Origin of the sequence: Nonomuraea longispora (assembly GCF_004348345.1) — a bacterium.
In the GTDB taxonomy this organism is placed as follows: domain Bacteria; phylum Actinomycetota; class Actinomycetes; order Streptosporangiales; family Streptosporangiaceae; genus Nonomuraea; species Nonomuraea longispora.
The window spans coordinates 1-16,686 of record NZ_SMJZ01000119.1; the positions used below are offsets into that span (position 1 = coordinate 1).

Below are 16,686 nucleotides of genomic sequence, written 5' to 3' on the forward strand. Positions count from 1 at the left end.
GCCCCCGGTGTCGCGCCGGCGTCGATGCCGCTGGCCGCCCCCACCCATGAGACACCCGCCGGTCAGGCGCCCTACCCCCAGATGCCCCAGGCGCCTTTCCAGCAACCTGGCCAGCAACCCGGCCAGCCGCTTGGCACTCCGCCGACGCCGGCGTCCGGCCAGGCAGAGGCGCCGCCGCGCCGGCAGCAGCCCTCGTCGCGCAGGCTGCCGTCTCGCTCGCGCAGAAGGTAGTTGCGCGCCCGGCGATCACCCGCCCATACTCCCTTATCAGTACGCGAGGGACGGATGGGTATGCCGGTCGATCATTTCTCTGTCGGGTTCGTGACGCCCGTCACCGCCTACGTCATCTCCAGCGCGGGCTCGATGCTGGGCCTGCTCCTCACCTCGCGAGCCCGCGTGGCCGGCGGGCGGGCCGGCGCGTTCTGGCTGGTGGGGGCGGCCTTCGCCATCGGCGGCACGGGCATCTGGACGATGCACTTCATCGCCATGCTGGGCTTCTCCGTCCCCGGCATGACCATCCGCTACAACGTGCCGCTCACGGTGGTCTCCGCGCTGATCGCGGTCGTGGTCGTAGGGGCGGGGCTGTTCCTCGCCTCGTACGGCGGCGACAGCCTGGTCTACCTGGCCGGCGGCGGTCTGCTGACGGGAGCCGGCGTGGCGAGCATGCACTATCTCGGCATGGCCGCGATGAACATGTCAGCGCATGTCTCCTATGACCCTGCGGTCGTGTCGATCTCGGTGCTGATCGCGATCGCCGCGGCCACGGTGGCGCTGTGGTTCACCGTACGCGTCAACGGCACGCTCAAGATCGGGGCGGCGGCGCTCGTCATGGGCCTGGCGGTGGCGGGCATGCACTACACCGGGATGGCCTCCATGTCGGTGACGCCGCACCACGAGCCCGTGGCGGTCTCCGGAGCCGCGGCCATCGACTTCCTGCTGCCGCTGATCGTCGGCACCAGCCTGATCACCGTGGGCCTGCTGCTCGCCGTCCTGCTGTCGCCGTCGGAGAAGGAGCTGCGCAGCGAGGCCGCCTACCGGGCCCGGCTGGGCGCACACGACGAGGGCGCGCCGGAGACGGATCTCTTCGGCACGCCCCGTCGATGATCTATGTCATGGGCACGGCCTGCGTCGCACAGGTGGGCCGCCGACGAACTGCGGCGCAGGCCGTACCCCTTAGGGGGTTGTAGCGGTTAACCCCGCTGATGAAGAAGCTACGGCCGCCCGCTTGCAGCCCGCTTACAGTCAGCCGAAGAACACCTCGGCCTCGGCGTAGCGCGAGACGGGCACGGTCTTCAACTCGGCCGTGGCCTCGTCGAGCCCGACGCGGACGATGTCGGTGCCGCGCAGCGCGACCATCTTGCCGTAGTCGCCCTCGTGGGCCGCGTCGATCGCCTGCAGCCCGAACCTGGTGGCCAGCACCCGGTCGTAGGCCGTCGGGGTGCCGCCGCGCTGGATGTGGCCGAGCACCGTCGTGCGGGCCTCCTTGCCGGTGCGCTTCTCGATCTCCTTGGCCAGCACCTCGCCGATGCCGCCCAGCCGGACGTGGCCGAACGCGTCGAGCTCGCCCGCCTGCAGCTCCATCTGGCCCTCTACGGGGTGTGCGCCCTCGGCGACGACGATGATCGGCGAGTAGCGGGTGCGGAAGCGCGACTCGACGTATTCGCAGACCCGGTCGATGTCGAACGGCTTCTCCGGGATGAGGATGACGTTCGCGCCGCCGGCCATGCCCGCGTGCAGGGCGATCCAGCCGGCGTGCCGGCCCATGACCTCGCAGATGAGCGCCCTGTGGTGGGACTCCGCGGTGGTGTGCAGGCGGTCGATGGCCTCCGTCGCGATGTTGACGGCGGTGTCGAAGCCGAAGGTGTAGTCGGTGCCCGACAGGTCGTTGTCGATCGTCTTGGGCACGCCCACGACCTTGACGTCGCGGTCGTAGAGCTGCTTGGCGACGCCCAGGGTGTCCTCGCCGCCGATGGCGATCAGGGCGTCGACGCCGGTCGAGGCGAGGTTGTCCTTGATCCGGTCGACGCCGCCCTCGATCTTGATGGGATTGGTGCGCGAGGATCCCAGGATGGTCCCTCCGCGCGGCAGGATGCCGCGGACGGCCTGGATGTCGAGCGGCATCGTGTCGCCTTCGAGCGGACCGCGCCAGCCGTCGCGGAAGCCGACGAACTCGTGGCCGTACGCGCTCACCCCCTTGCGGACCACTGCCCGGATCACGGCGTTCAGGCCGGGGCAGTCGCCGCCCCCGGTGAGCACTCCAATACGCATGGCGGGTTCCTCCCGATGGGGTTCACGTCCAGAATCGCATGGTCAGAATCGCATGTTCAGACCTGTTCAGACGGCATTCTGCCCGTACGCGCGGGCAGTGGTCTAGACCAAACGCCAGGTCCACCCGCCCAATCTGAACAAGGATGCCATTCTGCCGCAGTTCCCGTGACCGTCGCGCGCGCCGAAGCGCCTGGCGCACCCGTGTCCGTGGGCCCCGTCGCGCGCGGCTCGCCGATGCTCCGCGCCGGGGCGGCGGCCGGATCGCTGCTCCCCGGCAGGACCGGCTGCCGGGCGTCCCCGCGGAGGGCCGGGACGCCGCCCACGGCGACTTACGTGATCAGCACGCAGGCCGGGCTCTCCACCTCGCACACCTGCCCGGCCGGCTCGGGGACGCCGTCCTTCAGCGTGAGGACGTTCACGCTGCCGGAGCGCTGGTTGGCGACGTACATGCGGTCGCCGTCGATGGCGAAGTGCCGCGGCCAGTCGCCGCCCGACGGCACCTCGGCCACCACCGACAGGTCGTCGCGCAGCACGGTGATCGTGTCGGGGCCGCGGTTGGCGACGTAGACGTAGCCAACCGCGAGCTCCAGGTGCGAAGGGGCGTTCTCGCCCTGCCGCCCGGAGGCGGGCACGACCGTGCGCCGCTCACCCTCCAGGAGGGTGACCGTGCCGGCGAGCTCGCCCGCGACGTACAGGCGCGAGCCGGCGAAGGCGAAGTGGCGCGGGCCGGTGCCCGGCTCCATCGTGATCGGCTCCAGCGGCGTGCCGTCGGGGCGGTAGCGGCGGATCTCGTCGGTGCCGAGGTCGGACACGTGCAGGAGGCCGTCATGGAAGACCGCCTCGTGGGCGTGCGGGCCCGCCTGCCGGTCCGGGTCGGGGCCTGAGCCCTCGTGCCGCAGCACGATCGGCTCGCCCTCGAACGCGCCCCTCGAGTCGAGGTGGTAGAGGACGGCCGTGCCGTCGCCGTAGTTGGCCGCCGCCAGGAGCGTGCCCGTGGGGTCCACGGCGACGTGGCAGGGGCTGTCGCCCTCGCTCGGCCGTTCGTCCAGCGGCCTGAGGCCCTCCTCCCCCATCGTGTACGCGGTGAGCCAGCCGCGTTCGAGCTCTCCCACCGCGTACAACACCGGCAGGGTGGGATGGGCGGCCAGGAACGACGGGGCCGCCACCCGGGTCAGATCGCCGCCGACCGTCACGATGCCGGGGCCGTATCCGCCGATGTACAGGTGCTTCACAGCGGGAATCCTCCTATGGTTGACTATGACAATGTATTCATTGCCAGAAGCAAGGGTTTCTGAGGTAAGAGCCTTCAACAGGTTCTATACGAAAGTGATCGGCGCACTCCAGGCAAGGACGCTCGACTCGCCGTACTCACTGACCGAGGTGCGGGTGCTGTTCGAACTTGCGCACGCCGAGCGGATGGAGACCGGGGAGCTGCGCGGGCTGCTCGGCCTGGACGCCGGCTACCTCAGCAGGATGCTCGCGCGTTTCGAGGGCGACGGGCTGATCACGCGCGAGCGTTCCGCCGCCGACGCCCGCAAACAGCTCGTACGCCTCACGCCCGCCGGCGCGGAGGTCTTCTCCGGGCTCGACAGGCGTTCGGCCGGGGAGGTCGAGCGGCTGCTGTCCGGGTTGCCCGAGCCCGACCAGGACCGGCTCGTGGCCGCCATGGGGACGATCAGGCGCCTGCTCGCCCCGCCCGCCGAGCGGCAGCCGTACGTGATCAGGCCCCCGCGCACCGGCGACCTGGGCTGGGTCGTCTCCCGCCACGGTGCCCTCTACGACGCCGAGTACGGCTGGGGCGCCGGCTTCGAGCAGTTGGTCGCCAGGATCGTCGGCGAGCTCGACTTCTCGCGCGACACCGGGTGGATCGCCGAGGTGGGCGGGGAACGGGCCGGATGCGTGTTCTTCGTCCGGCAGGACGCCGCCACGGCCAAGCTGCGGCTGTTGCTGGTCGAGCCGTCCGCGCGCGGCATGGGCATCGGGCGACGGCTCGTGGAGGAGTGCCTGCGGCACGCGCGGGCCGAGGGCTGCGAGCGCATCACGTTGTGGACGCGCGACTGCCTGGTGAGCGCGCTGCGCATCTACCAGGCAGCCGGGTTCGAGCTGCAGTCGCAGGAGAAGGGCAGGGAGAACGGCGTCGAGGTCACCGACCAGATGTGGGCGCGCGACCTGCGGGCCACCAGTTGAGCGGCCCCGCCAGGCGCATCAGGCTCGGCACCAGGATCGCCCTGATCACCGTCGCGTCCACCAGCACGGCCACCGCGATGCCGACACCCAGCATCTGCACGAAAGACACTTGCGCGGTGGCGTAGGCGGCGAACGTCAGCGCCAGGATCCCGCCGGCCGCCGTGATGAGCGGGGCGCTGCGCTGCAGGCCCGTCGCCACGGCACGCTCGGTGTCGCCCGTCCTGTCGTACTCCTCCTTGATGCGCGACAGCAGGAACACCTCGTAGTCCATGGACAGGCCGTAGGCGACGCAGAGCATGAGAATGGGGATGGAGGCGTCGAGCGTGCCCGTGGGGGTGAAGCCGAGCAGGCCCGACAGGTTGCCGGCCTGGAAGATCCAGACCAGTGCCCCGAACATGACGCCGAGGCTGAGCACGTTCATCAGGGTCGCCTTGATGGGGATGACCACGCTCCTCGTCATGAGGAACAACACGAGAAAGGTCATGCCCAGCATGAGGGAGAGGACGAGCGGCAACCGGTCCACCACGGAGGACCGGTAGTCGGCCAGCTCGGCCGGATAGCCGCCGACCAGCACCTCGAACGGCGGCTCGACGGAGCGTACGGCCTCGACGACGCGGACGGGGTCGTCGGCCAGTGCCTGGGCCGACGGGACCACGGACACCCACGTCCCCCGGCCCGCGAACCTCGCGGGGTCGCCGTCGCCCACCCTGCCGCCCGCGGCGAAGGACCCCGCCGCCGAGTCGACCTGGGCGACGCCGGGGAGCCGTGACAGGCGCGCGGCATACCCCGAGACATCACCTGCCGCCGCGCTCTTCGAGATCACCTGGATGGCGTCCGTCTCCTCCGCCGGGAAGGAGCGGCGGATGACGTCCTGGGTCTGCCGCGAGGACGCTTCGGGAGGCAGGATGCGGTCGTCGGCCACGCCGAAGCGCAGCCCCAGGAACGGCGATGCCAGCACGAGCAGCACCACCAGGGCGGCCCCGCCGGACAGCAGCGGCCGGCGCATCACCCGCCAAGCCAGCGCGTGCCAGAACCCCGCCACGCGCTCCGCCTTCTCCCGCTTGCGGACCATCGTGCCGCCGGCCGTGGCGAGCACGGCGGGCAGCACCAGCACCGCCGCGACCAGCCCGCCGATCACGACGGCGACACCCGCGTACGCGAAGGAGCGCAGGAAGTCGAACGGCAGCGCGAGCAGCACCACCAGGGACGTGGCCACGGTGACGCCGCTGAACAGCACCGTCCTGCCGGCGTGCTCGACGGCGCCGGCGACCGCGCTCGCCCGGTCGGCGCCGCGCCGCGTCTCCTCGTGGAAGCGCTGGATCACGAACAGGCAGTAGTCGATGCCGAGGCCGAGCCCCATGGCCAGTGTCAGGTTGAGAGCGAACGTCGAGATCTCGGCGAACAGCAGGGCGCCGCCGAGGAGCGCCAGCCCCACCACCATGGCGAACACCCCGGCGAGGATCGGCACCACAGCCGCCACGACCCGCCGCTGGTAGAACCAGAGCAGCACGAACGCCAGCGGAAAGATCACCAGTTCGGCGCGGACGAAGTCCTGTCTGGCCAGCGGCACCGCCTCCCTGAACACCTCCTCTCCTCCCCCGGCCCGCACCTGGAGCAGATCGCCACCCTCGGTGATCTTGGGCACGAGCCTGGGCAGGACCCCGGCCCGTACGTGGTCGGCGTCACCCGGGACGCGCACCAGGATCAGCGCATGCCTGCCGTCGCCGCTGCGCAGGGTGGCGGGCCGGTCCCGGGTCCAGTAGGAGGCGGCCTCCGCGACACCCTCCTCGCGCCCGATCCGGGCGGTCAACTCCCTGCCCGCCGCGGCGACGGCGGGGTCGTCCACCGTGCCGCTCCTGGCGGTCACCAGGAAGATCACGTCGGGACTGCCTGTGCCGAACCGCTCGATCAGCTCGGCCTGGGCGCGGTCGGACTCCGATCCCGGCGCCTCGAACCTGGACAGCGACAGCCTCGGCACCACGCCCGCCGCGATCACCGCGGCGACGACGAACACGATCGGGGCGAGCGCGAGCACGAGCCGGCGGCGCCGGACGAGGAGGAATCCGAGCCTGCGCAGCGCGGGGTCCGCGACGCTCGCGCGGGCCGTCCGAGGTCGGGTGTTCACCGCCATGCCGGCACCTCGGCGGGCGGCCTCATGAAACGGGGGACGGGCTCGGTTCTCATGACGGCTCCCGAAACTCGGTAAACTACTCGTGTTTGGTTTCGGAACCAGGAATACAAGTAAAAGCTCGCATTGTCAACGAGGAGACGCATGGCCGGACGTACGGTCCGCCGTCAGGCGCGCGGACTGAAGCGCATGGCGGAGATCCTTGACGCCGCGGAACAGGTCATCGCCGAGGTGGGCTATCCCGAGATGACCACGAACGAGGTCGCCGCGCGGGCGGGGATGTCGCCCGGGTCGCTGTACCAGTTCTTCCGCAACAAGGAGGAGATCCTGGACGGGCTGGTGACCCGCTACACCGAGGACCGGCAGGAGTTCTGGGCCGCCCGGCTGGCCGCCGTCACACCCGACGTCCCCCTGGACGTGCTGGTCGGGGAGCTGGTGGACGAGAGCGTACGGTTCAAGAGCCGTTCGCCGGCGTACTGGTCGTTGTTGTACGGGACGGCGACCGGCGATCGCCTGGCCGAGGCGGCCGGCCGGTTGCACGACGACATCGCCCGGCACGTCGCCGCCATGCTCCGCCGCCGCTCCCCCTGCCTCTCCGAGGAACGCGCCCTGCTCACGGGCAGCATGGCGCTGGCCACGGTGAAGGCGGTGATGCCGATGATCACATCAGCGCCCGCCGAACGTGGCGCCGAACTGGTGGACGAGCTGAAGCTCATGCTCGTGCGCTATCTGGGCTGACCGGCGGGGGCCGACGCGCCGGCACGGCGGGAGGTCAGGCGCGGAAGGGGCCCGTCACCTCGAACGTGTGGCCCTCGGCGCGGCCCCGCCGCGCCGAGAAGTAGAGCCGATCGCCGTCGGGTGAGAACGCCAGCCCGGTCAGCTCGGCGCCGTCGTGCCCCTCCAGGCGCAGGAACGGCGTGACCTCCCGGTCGGGGGCGATGACGTCGATCTGCGTGGTCTCCCTGGCCACGTAGAGGTCCCCCGAGGGCGCCGCCGTGATGGCGCGCACGCCCGAGCACAGCCGGTCGAGCGTCGAGGTCTGCACGTCGTAGGCCCACAGGCCGGCGTCGCCCTTGGTGGTGAAGTAGCACACCCCGCCCGCGTAGTGGCACCCGTCACCGCCGTCGAAGTGGCGGGCGTCCTCGACCTGGTGCCGGGCCTCCTGGCGGAGCGCCGCCGGTGAAGGAACCACCCGCCAGCGACCCGAGGCGCACAGCACCTCCAGCGTGCCCTCCGTCAGGTCGCCCCAGTCTCCGGGCCTGAACCGGTAGAAGCAGCCGTCGGGCTCGTCCTCGGTCATGTAGACCACGCGCCGCTCCGGGTCGCAGGCGGCGGCCTCGTGCTTGAAACGGCCCATGGCCAGGCGGGGACGGGCGGCGCGCGCGCCGTAGGGGTCGCACTCGAAGACGCGTCCGCGGTGGCCCAGCTCGCACGACAACCAGGTGTGCCACGGTGTGGCGCCGCCCGCGCAGTTGAGATCGGTGCCCGACAGGATGCGATAGGCGTCGGCGACGCTGCCGTCGGCGCGGAAGCGCAGCGCCGACGCGCCTCCGAGCAACGGCAGCTCGGAGTTGGACACGTAGATCCAGCCGCCGCCGTCGGGGAAGCAGGCGCCGCCGTCGGGCGCCGCGTGCCAGGTCAACCCGGCCACCTTGTGCCCGGAGCGGGCCACCTCCCTGCCGTGGAACCCGGAGGGCAGGACGAGCCCGTGTTCGCCCGGCAGCCGGAGCGGGCCGTACGGGCTCACGCCGCCCTGCAAGAGCGGGCCCGTGCGGAGGAGAGTCTTGTGGGACATCGTGGGGCCTCCCTCTAGGTGCCACGCTAGTCGACCGCACGGACATGAATGGCAGGGACTCGTCACTTCAAACTCTGCGCAAACCCCACCGCTCCACGAGCTGATCACAGGGTTCACGACAGACGAAGAGCCCGGGTGCTCCGCCTGCGGATCCCGGACTCCTCGCTGCGTCAGCGCTGGGCCTGGAACATCCAGTGCTGCTTGTCGATCTCCCGCGCCACGGCGATGAGCAGGTCCTGGGTGACGGGGTCTGGCTCGTCGGTGAGCCGGATGCGCTCGTACATCCGCTTGCTGATGCCGTCGAGCGTCTCGGTGATCGTCGCCACGACCTTGCCATCCTCCAGCCAGCCGCCGTCCGGCTGCGGGAGCTTGGTGTTCCTGGCGACCGTGGCCGAGCGGCCGTCCGGGTTGATCCCGAGGGCGACGCTGCGTTCGGCGAGGATGTCCATGTGCTTCCTGGCCAGCTCGGTGACCTTGTCGAGCTGCCGGTGGATCGGGCGGAAGTGGGCGCCGACGAGGTTCCAGTGGGCCTGTTTGGCGACCAGCGAGAGGTCGATCAGATCGACCAGAGCGCCCTGCAAGGCTTCGGCGACCGTGCTCCTGGCATCACCCGCGAGTGGACCGGTGATCGTGGCCATGTCGTCATTCCTCCCCATTCGGTCGGACTGTCCCTTTTTATAACGACTCCCGGTCCCGCGTTCTTCCGTACGCCATTATTGACAGTGCAATAGTGACAGTGTCATTGTGAGGGTATGAACGACACCTGGACCATCGGCGAGCTGGCCGACCGCGCCGCGCGGGCGCTGCGCGACAGCGCCGCGCCCACCGCCAACGGCCGGGTCCGCGACGTGCCCGGGGAACGGCTGATCAGGTGGTATACGACCATCGGCCTCGTGGACCCGCCTCTCACCAGGCGCGGCAGAATCGCCCGGTACGGACGGCGCCACCTGCTGCAACTCGTGGCCGTCAAACGGCTGCAGGCGGCGGGCCGGTCGATCGCCGAGATCCAGGCCGCCCTCGCGGGGGCGACGGACCGCATGCTGGAGACGGCCGCCGGTCTCACCACGCCTCCTGAGGCGGCCACACGACCGGCCGCCGGCGCCCCGCCGGCGAACGGGCCTCCCGTGCCCGCCCCTCCGGCCACGGGCGCCCGTGCCGCCGGCGGGCACGGGGAACGGCCGCAGGACGGCGACGGGGCTCCGGACGACCTGGCACGCGGGAGGTTCTGGGCCGCGCACCCGGGTAGTGGGGTCGGCGCGGGGCACCGGAACCACGCCGCCGGCCCCGCCACCACAGGGCCCACCACAGGGCCCGGCACAGCGCCCACCACAGCGCCCGGCACAGGCGGCGCGGGCCGGCCTGCGGCCGGAATGGCCGCGACGCCGGGGGACGAGGGCACGCGGCGCCGAGCCGGAGCGGCAGGCCGGCGGGCGGGTGGCATGGTGGCGGGAGCGGTGGCAGGAGTCGTGTTGGCGGACGGGGTGCGACTAGTGCTGGACACCGGCCGGGCGCCGTCCGATGAGGACGTTCAGGCGGTGCTGGCGGCGGCCGGGCCGCTGCTCGCGGTGCTCGAAGAGAGGCAACTGATATGAACATCACTTCGCTGGAGCCCGCACGGTGCCTGCCGGTGCCGGACGCCGGGTTCGGCGCCCTGCGGACGGAACGTGGCAACCTGCCGCTCGAAAGCGTGGACGTGGCCGCCGACATCTCGGGGCTCATCGCCGGGGTCGAGGTCACCCAGGGGTTCAGAAACCCGTTCGACGTCACCTTGGAGGCCACGTACGTCTTCCCGCTGCCCGACCGGGCGGCTGTGACGGGCTTTCGCATGGAGGCCGGCGACCGGGTCGTCGAGGGCGTGCTGAAGGAGCGAGGCCAGGCCAGGGCCGACTACGACCAGGCGCTGCGCGAGGGCAGGCGGGCGGCGATCGCCGAGGAGGACCGGCCTGACGTCTTCACGATCAGGGTGGGCAACATCCTGCCCGGCGAGCGCGTCTCCGTCAGGCTGACCATGAGCCAGCCCCTGCCGTACGAGGACGGCGCGGCCACCTTCAGGTTCCCGCTGGTCGTGGCCCCGCGCTACATCCCGGGCACCCCCATCGACGGGCGGCCGGCCGGGGACGGCGCCGCGCCCGACACGGACGCGGTCCCGGACGCGTCGCGGATCACGCCTCCCGTGCTGCTGCCCGGCTTTCCCGACCCGGTGCGGCTCTCGCTCAGCGCCCGCGTGGACGCCGCGGGCCTGCGGCTGCGCGGCCTCGCCTCCAGCCTGCACGTGGTCGAGGAAGAGGGCGGGACGGTACGCCTGCGCCCCGGTGAGCGGCTCGACCGCGACTTCATCCTGCGCATGTCGTTCGACGCCTCCACGTCGTTGCAGCTCGACGGCGGGGCCGAAGGCCGGAGGACCTACGCGCTGACCGTCGTGCCGCCGCCGCTGCAGGCCACGCGCGCGCCCCGCGACGTGGTGCTGCTGCTCGACCGCTCAGGCAGCATGGGCGGCTGGAAGATGGTCTGCGCGCGCCGGGCCGCCGCGCGCATCGTCGACACGCTGACCCCTCAGGACAGGTTCGCGGTGCTGACCTTCGACTCCGTGGTGGAGCAGGCGTTCGAGGGCCTGGTGGAGGCCGATGACCGCAACCGCTACCGCGCCGTCGAACATCTGGCCCGGGTCGACGCCCGCGGCGGCACCGAGATGCTGGAGCCGCTGCAACAGGCCGTCGCCCTCCTCGACGGCACCTCCGGACGCGAACGCGTCGTGGTGCTGGTCACCGACGGCCAGGTGGGCAACGAGGACCAGATCCTGGAGCAGGCCGGCGGGGCACTGTCGGCCATGCGCGTGCACACCGTCGGCATCGACCGGGCCGTCAACGCCGGGTTCCTCGGCCGGCTGGCGGGGCTGGGCGCGGGCAGGTGCGAACTGGTCGAGTCGGAGGACCGGCTGGACGCCGCCATGGAGCAGATCCACCGCAGGATCGGCGCTCCCCTGGTCACCGACCTGTCGATCAAAGGCCTCGACGTGGAGCCCGGCACGGTCACGCATCTCGGCTCGATCTTCCCCGGCGTGCCGCTGCGGGTGTACGGACGCTACCGCGAGGGTTCCTCGCTGACCGTGCGCGGCATGGCGGCCGACGGCCCGTGGGAGGAGCAGGTCCAGGGCGTGGAGGTGGACAATCCGGCCATCCGCGCCGTCTGGGCCCGTACGCACCTCCGGGAGCTCGAAGACCGGTACGCCATGGGCGAGCACGACCTGGAGTCCACGATCGTGCGCACGTCCCTCGACAACGGCGTGCTCTGCCGCTTCACCGCCTACGTCGCGATCGACACCAGGCAGGTCGCCGAGGGCGGCCCCGAACACCGCGTCATCCAGCCGGTCGAGCCGCCGAGCGGATGGGAGCCGCCACGCGGCGCCGCGCCGATGGCCGGGTTCGGGCACACGATGATGGCCGCCGCGCCCGCGACCGCCGTACGCATGCGGCATCCTCAGGGCTTCGCCCCCGACAGGGAGCAGGGGCTGCTCGCGGGCGGCGACGCCGGCCCGGCCGGCCTGCCTCCGATGCCGGGAGCTCCTGCGCGGCGGGGCTCCGCCCGTGGCGGTTCCCGCTCGCCGGGGTCCGGCCCGCGGCGCGCGGACCCGCTGGCGCCGGTACGCCCGCAACTGGTGGCCGAACTGGGCAGGCTGACGGCGCTGCCGGGGCCCGACCTGCTCTACGTGGCCGACCTGGGCTCGCGGCTCGCCGCACTGGCCGCGTACCTGGGAGGGAACGAGGAGCTGGCGGCGCTGGCCCGCGAGCTGGAGGCGGCCGAGCGACCTGGAGCGGACGCGCAGGCCCTGCACGACCGCGCCGTCGCCGTCCTCACCGCGCTCACCCACGACCTCGCCGTACCGGACCCCTCAAGGGCTCTCTCACAAGACCCCTCACGGGACCCCTCACGGGACCCCTCTCCGGGCGCCTCGGGTGAGGCCGAGCGGCGTCGGGGCCCGTTCTGGAAGCGGGCCTAGACCGGGCGGCCACCGGGGCGGTCACGTGATCGGCGTCCAGAGGCCCGGTACACAGGGGCAGGGGTGCACGGCGGTCGGGCCGGTCAAGGTGGATCATCAGGGCGCACCGGGGCCGTCCGGGTGCTCATACCCTGAAGAGGTGACGACACTTGTCCTGGACGGCGGCCTGTCCACCCAGCTCGAACGGCTCGGCGCGGATCTGCGCGACGAGCTGTGGTCGGCGCGGCTGCTGCTGGAGGAGCCGGAGCTGATCCGGCGGGCCCACGCCTCCTATTTCGCGGCGGGCGCCGATGTGGCGACGACCGCCGGCTACCAGGCCACGATCCCGGGTTTCGTCCGGCGCGGGCTCGACGTGGCGGAGGCGGAGCGGCTGCTCAGGTTGTCGGTCGAGCTGGCCGGCCAGGCGCGTGACGAGGCGGGCGGCGGGCTGGTGGCGGCGTCGGTCGGCCCCTACGGCGCCTACCTGGCCAACGGCGCCGAGTACACCGGCGACTACGACCTCGACGAGGACGGCCTGTTCGCCTGGCACCTGCCGCGCTGGGAGGTGCTCGCGGAGGCGGGGGCCGACCTGCTGGCCTGCGAGACCATTCCGTCGTTCCCCGAGGCGCGGGCGCTGGCCCGGCTGCTGGGCCACACGCCGGAGGTCAAGGCGTGGGTCAGCTTCTCCTGCCGGGACGGCGAGCATCTCAATGACGGGACGCCGATCCGGGAGGCCGCCGCGTTGTTCGCGGGGCGTTCGCAGGCGGTGGCCGTCGGCGTCAACTGCACCGCGCCGCGCCACATCCCCGGCCTGATCTCCTGCCTGTCGGGTGCCCTGCCCATCGTGGTCTATCCCAATTCGGGTGAGTCGTGGGATCCGGCCGGCCGCCGCTGGGTGGGCCTGGCCGACCCGGTGGAGTACGGCCAGGCCGCCAAGGAGTGGCAGCGGGCGGGCGCGTCGCTGATCGGAGGTTGCTGCCGGACGACTCCCGAGCACATCCGGCAGATCCGCGCGCACCTGTCCTGAGCCCTGAGGCGGTGCTAGGCGGTCACCGTCGCGGCGCCGCCGCGGCGGCCGAGCACGCGGTCGAGCGCGAACGCGCCGCCACCGCTGAAGCCGACGGCCAGGCTGGCCGCGGCCAGCGCCAGGACGAACTCGTAGCCGCCTTCGCCGGCGCCGAAGCCGTTCGCGCCGTGCACGAACACGATCGCGCCGATCATGTTGAGCGCCAGCAGCGAGCCCACGATCGGCAGCGCGGCGCCGGCGATCAGCGCGAGCCCGCCCACGACCTCCAGCGTGGCCACGGCGGGCGCGGCCACCCCGGCCAGCGGGATGCCGACGGACTCGAAGAACTCGGTGGTGCCCGCGATGCCCATGGTCGCGAACTTCTGGTAGCCGTGCACGATGAAGATCACGCCGATGGCGATCCTCGAGAGCAACAGGACGATGGGGCGCGCCTGCTCGATCATGCGACCTCCCTGATTGTCGTTCAGTTTTGAACGACAACTCTAGCCGTGATGTTCAAATCCGAACAAGAAGTCAGGCCGCCGAGTCAGCGACCTGTCCGCGGGGCTGTCGTGGCCTGCGCCTACACTGAGGCGGTGATGGACCCCCGATGGCTGGACGCGACGGAGAAGGCGGCGTGGCATGCCTTCGTGTCCACTTTTCACCTGCTGGAGCGCCGCATCGAGGAGCAGCTCAAGGCCGCGGCGGGGTTGACGCACCCGCAGTATGAAATTCTGGTGCGGCTCTCGGCCGCCCAGGACCGCCAGATGCGCATGACGGAGCTGGCCAGAGACGTCGTGGCGTCGAAGAGCGCGCTGACGTATCAGATCACCCAGCTGGAGAAGGCGGGCCTGGTGGAGCGGGCGCACTGCCCTTCGGACGAGCGCGGAGTGCTGGCGGTGCTCACCGACGCCGGCATGCGTTGCCTGGAACGGGCGGCGCCCGGCCACGTCGAGGTGGTGCGTGCCTATCTGATCGACCGGCTCAGTCGCGAGGAGCTGCATACGATGACGACCGCCATGCGGAAGACGGAACGTGCCTTACGGTCGTCCCACTGAGACGTGACGTGGCTTCGGTGTGCACGCAGGCACGCCGCTGACCCATGAGCGGAGAAAGTGCACCACCACCCATGCTAACTCTAGGTTAGCACACCGTCACGCAGTGAGACTAGCTCTTCCCGGCGGCCGCGCGCGCGGCGCGCTCCATCTCGACACGGGCGCTGGCGGCGTACTTGTCGACGTATTCCTGCTCCGACAGCTCCATCAGCGCGTACATGATCTCGTCGGTCACCGCGCGCAGCACCAGCCGATCGTCCTCCATCCCGTAATAGCGGGAGAAGTCGAGCGGCTTGCCGAACCTGACGCCCGGCCGGATGCCGAGCTTGGGCAGCGGCCGACCCGGCGGCATCATCTCGTACGTGTTGACCATGGCCCACGGGATGACCGGCACCCGCGACTCCAGGGCGAGCCGGGCCACGCCGGTCTTGCCTTTGTAGAGGCGGCCGTCGGGCGAGCGGGTGCCCTCGGGATAGATGCCGAGGACGTGGCCCTCGCGCAGGATGCGCAGCCCGGTGCGCAGCGCCGCCTCGCTGGCCTTGCCTCCCGAGCGGTCGATCGGCACGGTGCCGACGCCGCTGAAGAACAGGCGGGTGAAGAAACCCTTCACACCACGCCCGGTGAAGTAATCGGCCTTGCCCAGGGAGATGACCTTGCGGCGGATCTGCAGCGGCCCGAAGAAATGGTCGGCGAACGACAGGTGGTTGCCGGCCAGGATCGCGGGCCCCTGCCTGGGCACGTTTTCCGCGCCTTCGGTCCACGGCCTGAAGACAAGGTGGAGGATCGGCCCCAAGATGGCCTTGACCACCCAGTAGAACACCCCGGCACCTCTTCCTCAGCGCATTGTCGGTGACCAGAGTCATCTTCCCATCCCGCGGGGGATGCTCCTACACCACCTCTCGCACAAACACCCTAGAACGTGCGACGATCGGGCCGTTCCGGGATCAAATTGCCGGAATGAAACAGCACGGAGGAGCTGTTATGCCGCTCATGCCAGGTGCGGAGTCCTACCACCACGAAGCGGGACAGGTCGGGGTGCTGCTGTGCCATGGGTTCACCGGCACGCCCCAGTCGCTCCGGCCGTGGGGCGAGTTCCTGGCCGCGCACGGGGTGAGCGTCTCGCTGCCCCGCCAGCCGGGGCACGGCACCCGGTGGCAGGAGATGAACCGTACGCGCTGGGAGGACTGGTACGCCGAGGTGGAGAAGGCGTTCGAGGTCCTCCAGGGCCGCTGCACGGAGGTGTTCGTGGCGGGGCTGTCGCTCGGGGGCTGCCTGGCGCTGCGGCTGGCCGAGGTGCACGGCCCGGCGATCAGGGGCGTGATCGTGGTCAACCCGTCGATCGCGAACGACGTGCCGCTGATGAGGCTGGCCCCCCTGCTGAAATGGTTCGTGCCGTCGGTGCCTGGCGTCGCGGGCGACGTCAAGAAACCCGGCGTGACCGAGCTCGCCTACGCCCGCACCCCGGTGAAGGCCGCCGCCTCACTGCCGGAGTTGTGGTCGCTGGTGCAGGCCGACCTGGCGAAGGTGACACAACCGCTTTTGGTCTACCGCAGCGCCGAGGACCACGTGGTGAAGCCGGCCAGTGTGGCGATCATCCGTGAGAAGGTGCCGCAGGCCACGATCGAGGAGCTTACCGATAGCTACCATGTTGCGACGCTGGACAACGATGCCGACAGGATCTTTGCCGGGAGCCTCGGCTTCATCCGGACACATGCCTCGGTACCCTTGCAGAGGGACTGATCGCACCCAGGGGGAAGTCGCGATCGCTGTGGAGAGGCCCATCTAGGTGACGCCCCAGAGTGACGAGGACGAGGTCTGGCGGCAGATCGTCGCGTCCTTCAACGACACCGCCGAGCGCGACTCGGCCGACCAGCCATGGCCGGACAGCGAGAACGTCCCCGCCGAACCCACCCGCAGAGTGGTCAAGCCCCCGGAGGAGCCCTCCGCCGGCCCTCACGGTCCTGACGAGCCCGAGGACGCTACCGACCAGCGAGACGAGGGCGATGACGACGAGGAAGCGGAGCACTTCGTCCCGCCTCCGCCGCCACCCCTGCCCAAACTCGACCTGCCGACCAAGCTGGCGTGGGCGGCGTTGTTCGGCGGCCCGGCCTACCTCCTGGTCGCCGTGATGGCCGACTGGCACATGGAGGGGTGGGCGCTGTTCACGGCGGTGGCGGCGTTCATCGGCGGGTTCGTGGCGCTGGTGGTGCGCATGGGCGACAGCCCGCCCAACGACTCCGGCTGGGACGACGGCGCCAGGCTGTAGGAGCC

Annotated in this window: 16 protein-coding genes; 9 read left to right on the forward strand and 7 right to left on the reverse strand. The window is 71.2% G+C overall.

Going from position 1 to position 16,686, the window contains the following annotated elements; genetic code table 11:
* Positions 1–291: 291 nt before the first annotated feature.
* On the forward strand, positions 292–1,104 hold the full coding sequence (locus E1267_RS27185) for an MHYT domain-containing protein (RefSeq protein ID WP_132336317.1): 813 nt from the start codon (positions 292–294) through the stop codon (positions 1,102–1,104).
* A gap of 138 nt (positions 1,105–1,242) precedes the next feature.
* On the opposite strand, the gene E1267_RS27190 is transcribed toward E1267_RS27185, so the two are convergent.
* Both E1267_RS27190 and E1267_RS27195 read right to left on the reverse strand, forming a co-directional pair.
* A complete protein-coding gene (locus E1267_RS27190) occupies positions 1,243–2,268 on the reverse strand; it encodes a 6-phosphofructokinase (protein ID WP_132336319.1) in 1,026 nt (341 codons plus the stop codon).
* A 329-nt stretch (positions 2,269–2,597) separates the two neighbouring features.
* Positions 2,598–3,500: a lactonase family protein gene (locus E1267_RS27195; protein ID WP_165959812.1), complete on the reverse strand. Its 903-nt coding sequence runs from the start codon at positions 3,498–3,500 to the stop codon at positions 2,598–2,600.
* Between the two features lie 94 nt (positions 3,501–3,594).
* Here E1267_RS27195 and E1267_RS27200 point away from each other — a divergent pair, with 94 nt between their 5' ends.
* Positions 3,595–4,455, forward strand: coding sequence for a bifunctional helix-turn-helix transcriptional regulator/GNAT family N-acetyltransferase (locus tag E1267_RS27200; RefSeq protein WP_246064292.1), 861 nt, complete (start codon positions 3,595–3,597; stop codon positions 4,453–4,455).
* Here E1267_RS27200 and E1267_RS27205 read toward each other — a convergent pair.
* On the reverse strand, positions 4,412–6,586 hold the full coding sequence (locus E1267_RS27205) for an MMPL family transporter (RefSeq protein WP_132336325.1): 2,175 nt from the start codon (positions 6,584–6,586) through the stop codon (positions 4,412–4,414). The two genes, E1267_RS27200 and E1267_RS27205, sit on opposite strands and share 44 nt — an antisense overlap.
* Before the next feature lie 141 nt (positions 6,587–6,727).
* Between E1267_RS27205 and E1267_RS27210 the strand changes: the two genes are divergently transcribed.
* Positions 6,728–7,321, forward strand: coding sequence for a TetR/AcrR family transcriptional regulator (locus tag E1267_RS27210; RefSeq protein WP_132336327.1), 594 nt, complete (start codon positions 6,728–6,730; stop codon positions 7,319–7,321).
* Between the two features lie 34 nt (positions 7,322–7,355).
* On the opposite strand, the gene E1267_RS27215 is transcribed toward E1267_RS27210, so the two are convergent.
* Positions 7,356–8,378 (reverse strand): alkaline phosphatase PhoX, encoded by a 1,023-nt coding sequence (locus E1267_RS27215; RefSeq protein ID WP_132336329.1) that lies wholly within the window; start codon positions 8,376–8,378, stop codon positions 7,356–7,358.
* Between the two features lie 170 nt (positions 8,379–8,548).
* The gene (locus E1267_RS27220) at positions 8,549–9,016 is read right to left on the reverse strand and encodes a Dps family protein (protein WP_132336331.1); all 468 of its coding nucleotides are present in this window, start codon (positions 9,014–9,016) and stop codon (positions 8,549–8,551) included.
* Between the two features lie 114 nt (positions 9,017–9,130).
* Between E1267_RS27220 and E1267_RS45815 the strand changes: the two genes are divergently transcribed.
* The 3 genes from E1267_RS45815 to mmuM all read left to right on the forward strand — a co-directional run bounded on the left by E1267_RS45815 (position 9,131) and on the right by mmuM (position 13,381).
* Entirely contained in the window at positions 9,131–9,970 is an 840-nt protein-coding gene (locus E1267_RS45815; RefSeq protein WP_220449703.1) for a helix-turn-helix domain-containing protein, read from the forward strand.
* Positions 9,967–12,375, forward strand: coding sequence for a VIT domain-containing protein (locus E1267_RS27230; RefSeq protein ID WP_132336333.1), 2,409 nt, complete (start codon positions 9,967–9,969; stop codon positions 12,373–12,375). Before E1267_RS45815 ends, E1267_RS27230 begins: the two co-directional genes overlap by 4 nt.
* A 139-nt stretch (positions 12,376–12,514) precedes the next feature.
* Positions 12,515–13,381, forward strand: a complete 867-nt coding sequence (mmuM, locus tag E1267_RS27235; RefSeq protein ID WP_132336335.1) for a homocysteine S-methyltransferase — start codon at positions 12,515–12,517, stop codon at positions 13,379–13,381.
* 14 nt (positions 13,382–13,395) lie between these two features.
* Here mmuM and E1267_RS27240 read toward each other — a convergent pair whose 3' ends face one another.
* On the reverse strand, positions 13,396–13,824 hold the full coding sequence (locus E1267_RS27240; RefSeq protein WP_132336337.1) for a DoxX family protein: 429 nt from the start codon (positions 13,822–13,824) through the stop codon (positions 13,396–13,398).
* Positions 13,825–13,959: 135 nt separating this feature from the next.
* On the opposite strand from E1267_RS27240, the gene E1267_RS27245 reads away from it, so the two are divergent.
* Entirely contained in the window at positions 13,960–14,418 is a 459-nt protein-coding gene (locus E1267_RS27245; protein WP_132336363.1) for a MarR family winged helix-turn-helix transcriptional regulator, read from the forward strand.
* Positions 14,419–14,527: 109 nt separating this feature from the next.
* On the opposite strand, the gene E1267_RS27250 is transcribed toward E1267_RS27245, so the two are convergent.
* On the reverse strand, positions 14,528–15,235 hold the full coding sequence (locus E1267_RS27250) for a lysophospholipid acyltransferase family protein (RefSeq protein ID WP_132336339.1): 708 nt from the start codon (positions 15,233–15,235) through the stop codon (positions 14,528–14,530).
* 161 nt (positions 15,236–15,396) lie between these two features.
* Here E1267_RS27250 and E1267_RS27255 point away from each other — a divergent pair, with 161 nt between their 5' ends.
* Together E1267_RS27255 and E1267_RS27260 are read left to right on the forward strand one after the other, a co-directional pair.
* Positions 15,397–16,155, forward strand: a complete 759-nt coding sequence (locus tag E1267_RS27255; protein WP_132336341.1) for an alpha/beta hydrolase — start codon at positions 15,397–15,399, stop codon at positions 16,153–16,155.
* A 46-nt stretch (positions 16,156–16,201) separates the two neighbouring features.
* A complete protein-coding gene (locus E1267_RS27260) occupies positions 16,202–16,681 on the forward strand; it encodes a hypothetical protein (RefSeq protein ID WP_132336343.1) in 480 nt (159 codons plus the stop codon).
* The last annotated feature ends 5 nt before the right edge of the window (positions 16,682–16,686 follow it).

What these genes read in the sequence shown, in the direction of transcription:
- E1267_RS27230 (WP_132336333.1), top strand. Translation starts at nt 9,967, where the DNA reads ATGAACATCACTTCGCTGGAGCCCGCACGGTGCCTGCCGGTGCCGGAC.
- E1267_RS27240 (WP_132336337.1), bottom strand. Translation starts at nt 13,824, where the DNA reads ATGATCGAGCAGGCGCGCCCCATCGTCCTGTTGCTCTCGAGGATCGCC.
- E1267_RS27255 (WP_132336341.1), top strand. Translation starts at nt 15,397, where the DNA reads ATGCCGCTCATGCCAGGTGCGGAGTCCTACCACCACGAAGCGGGACAG.
- E1267_RS27215 (WP_132336329.1), bottom strand. Translation starts at nt 8,378, where the DNA reads ATGTCCCACAAGACTCTCCTCCGCACGGGCCCGCTCTTGCAGGGCGGC.
- E1267_RS27245 (WP_132336363.1), top strand. Translation starts at nt 13,960, where the DNA reads ATGGACCCCCGATGGCTGGACGCGACGGAGAAGGCGGCGTGGCATGCC.
- E1267_RS27220 (WP_132336331.1), bottom strand. Translation starts at nt 9,016, where the DNA reads ATGGCCACGATCACCGGTCCACTCGCGGGTGATGCCAGGAGCACGGTC.
- E1267_RS27205 (WP_132336325.1), bottom strand. Translation starts at nt 6,586, where the DNA reads ATGGCGGTGAACACCCGACCTCGGACGGCCCGCGCGAGCGTCGCGGAC.
- E1267_RS45815 (WP_220449703.1), top strand. Translation starts at nt 9,131, where the DNA reads ATGAACGACACCTGGACCATCGGCGAGCTGGCCGACCGCGCCGCGCGG.
- E1267_RS27190 (WP_132336319.1), bottom strand. Translation starts at nt 2,268, where the DNA reads ATGCGTATTGGAGTGCTCACCGGGGGCGGCGACTGCCCCGGCCTGAAC.
- E1267_RS27210 (WP_132336327.1), top strand. Translation starts at nt 6,728, where the DNA reads ATGGCCGGACGTACGGTCCGCCGTCAGGCGCGCGGACTGAAGCGCATG.
- E1267_RS27185 (WP_132336317.1), top strand. Translation starts at nt 292, where the DNA reads ATGCCGGTCGATCATTTCTCTGTCGGGTTCGTGACGCCCGTCACCGCC.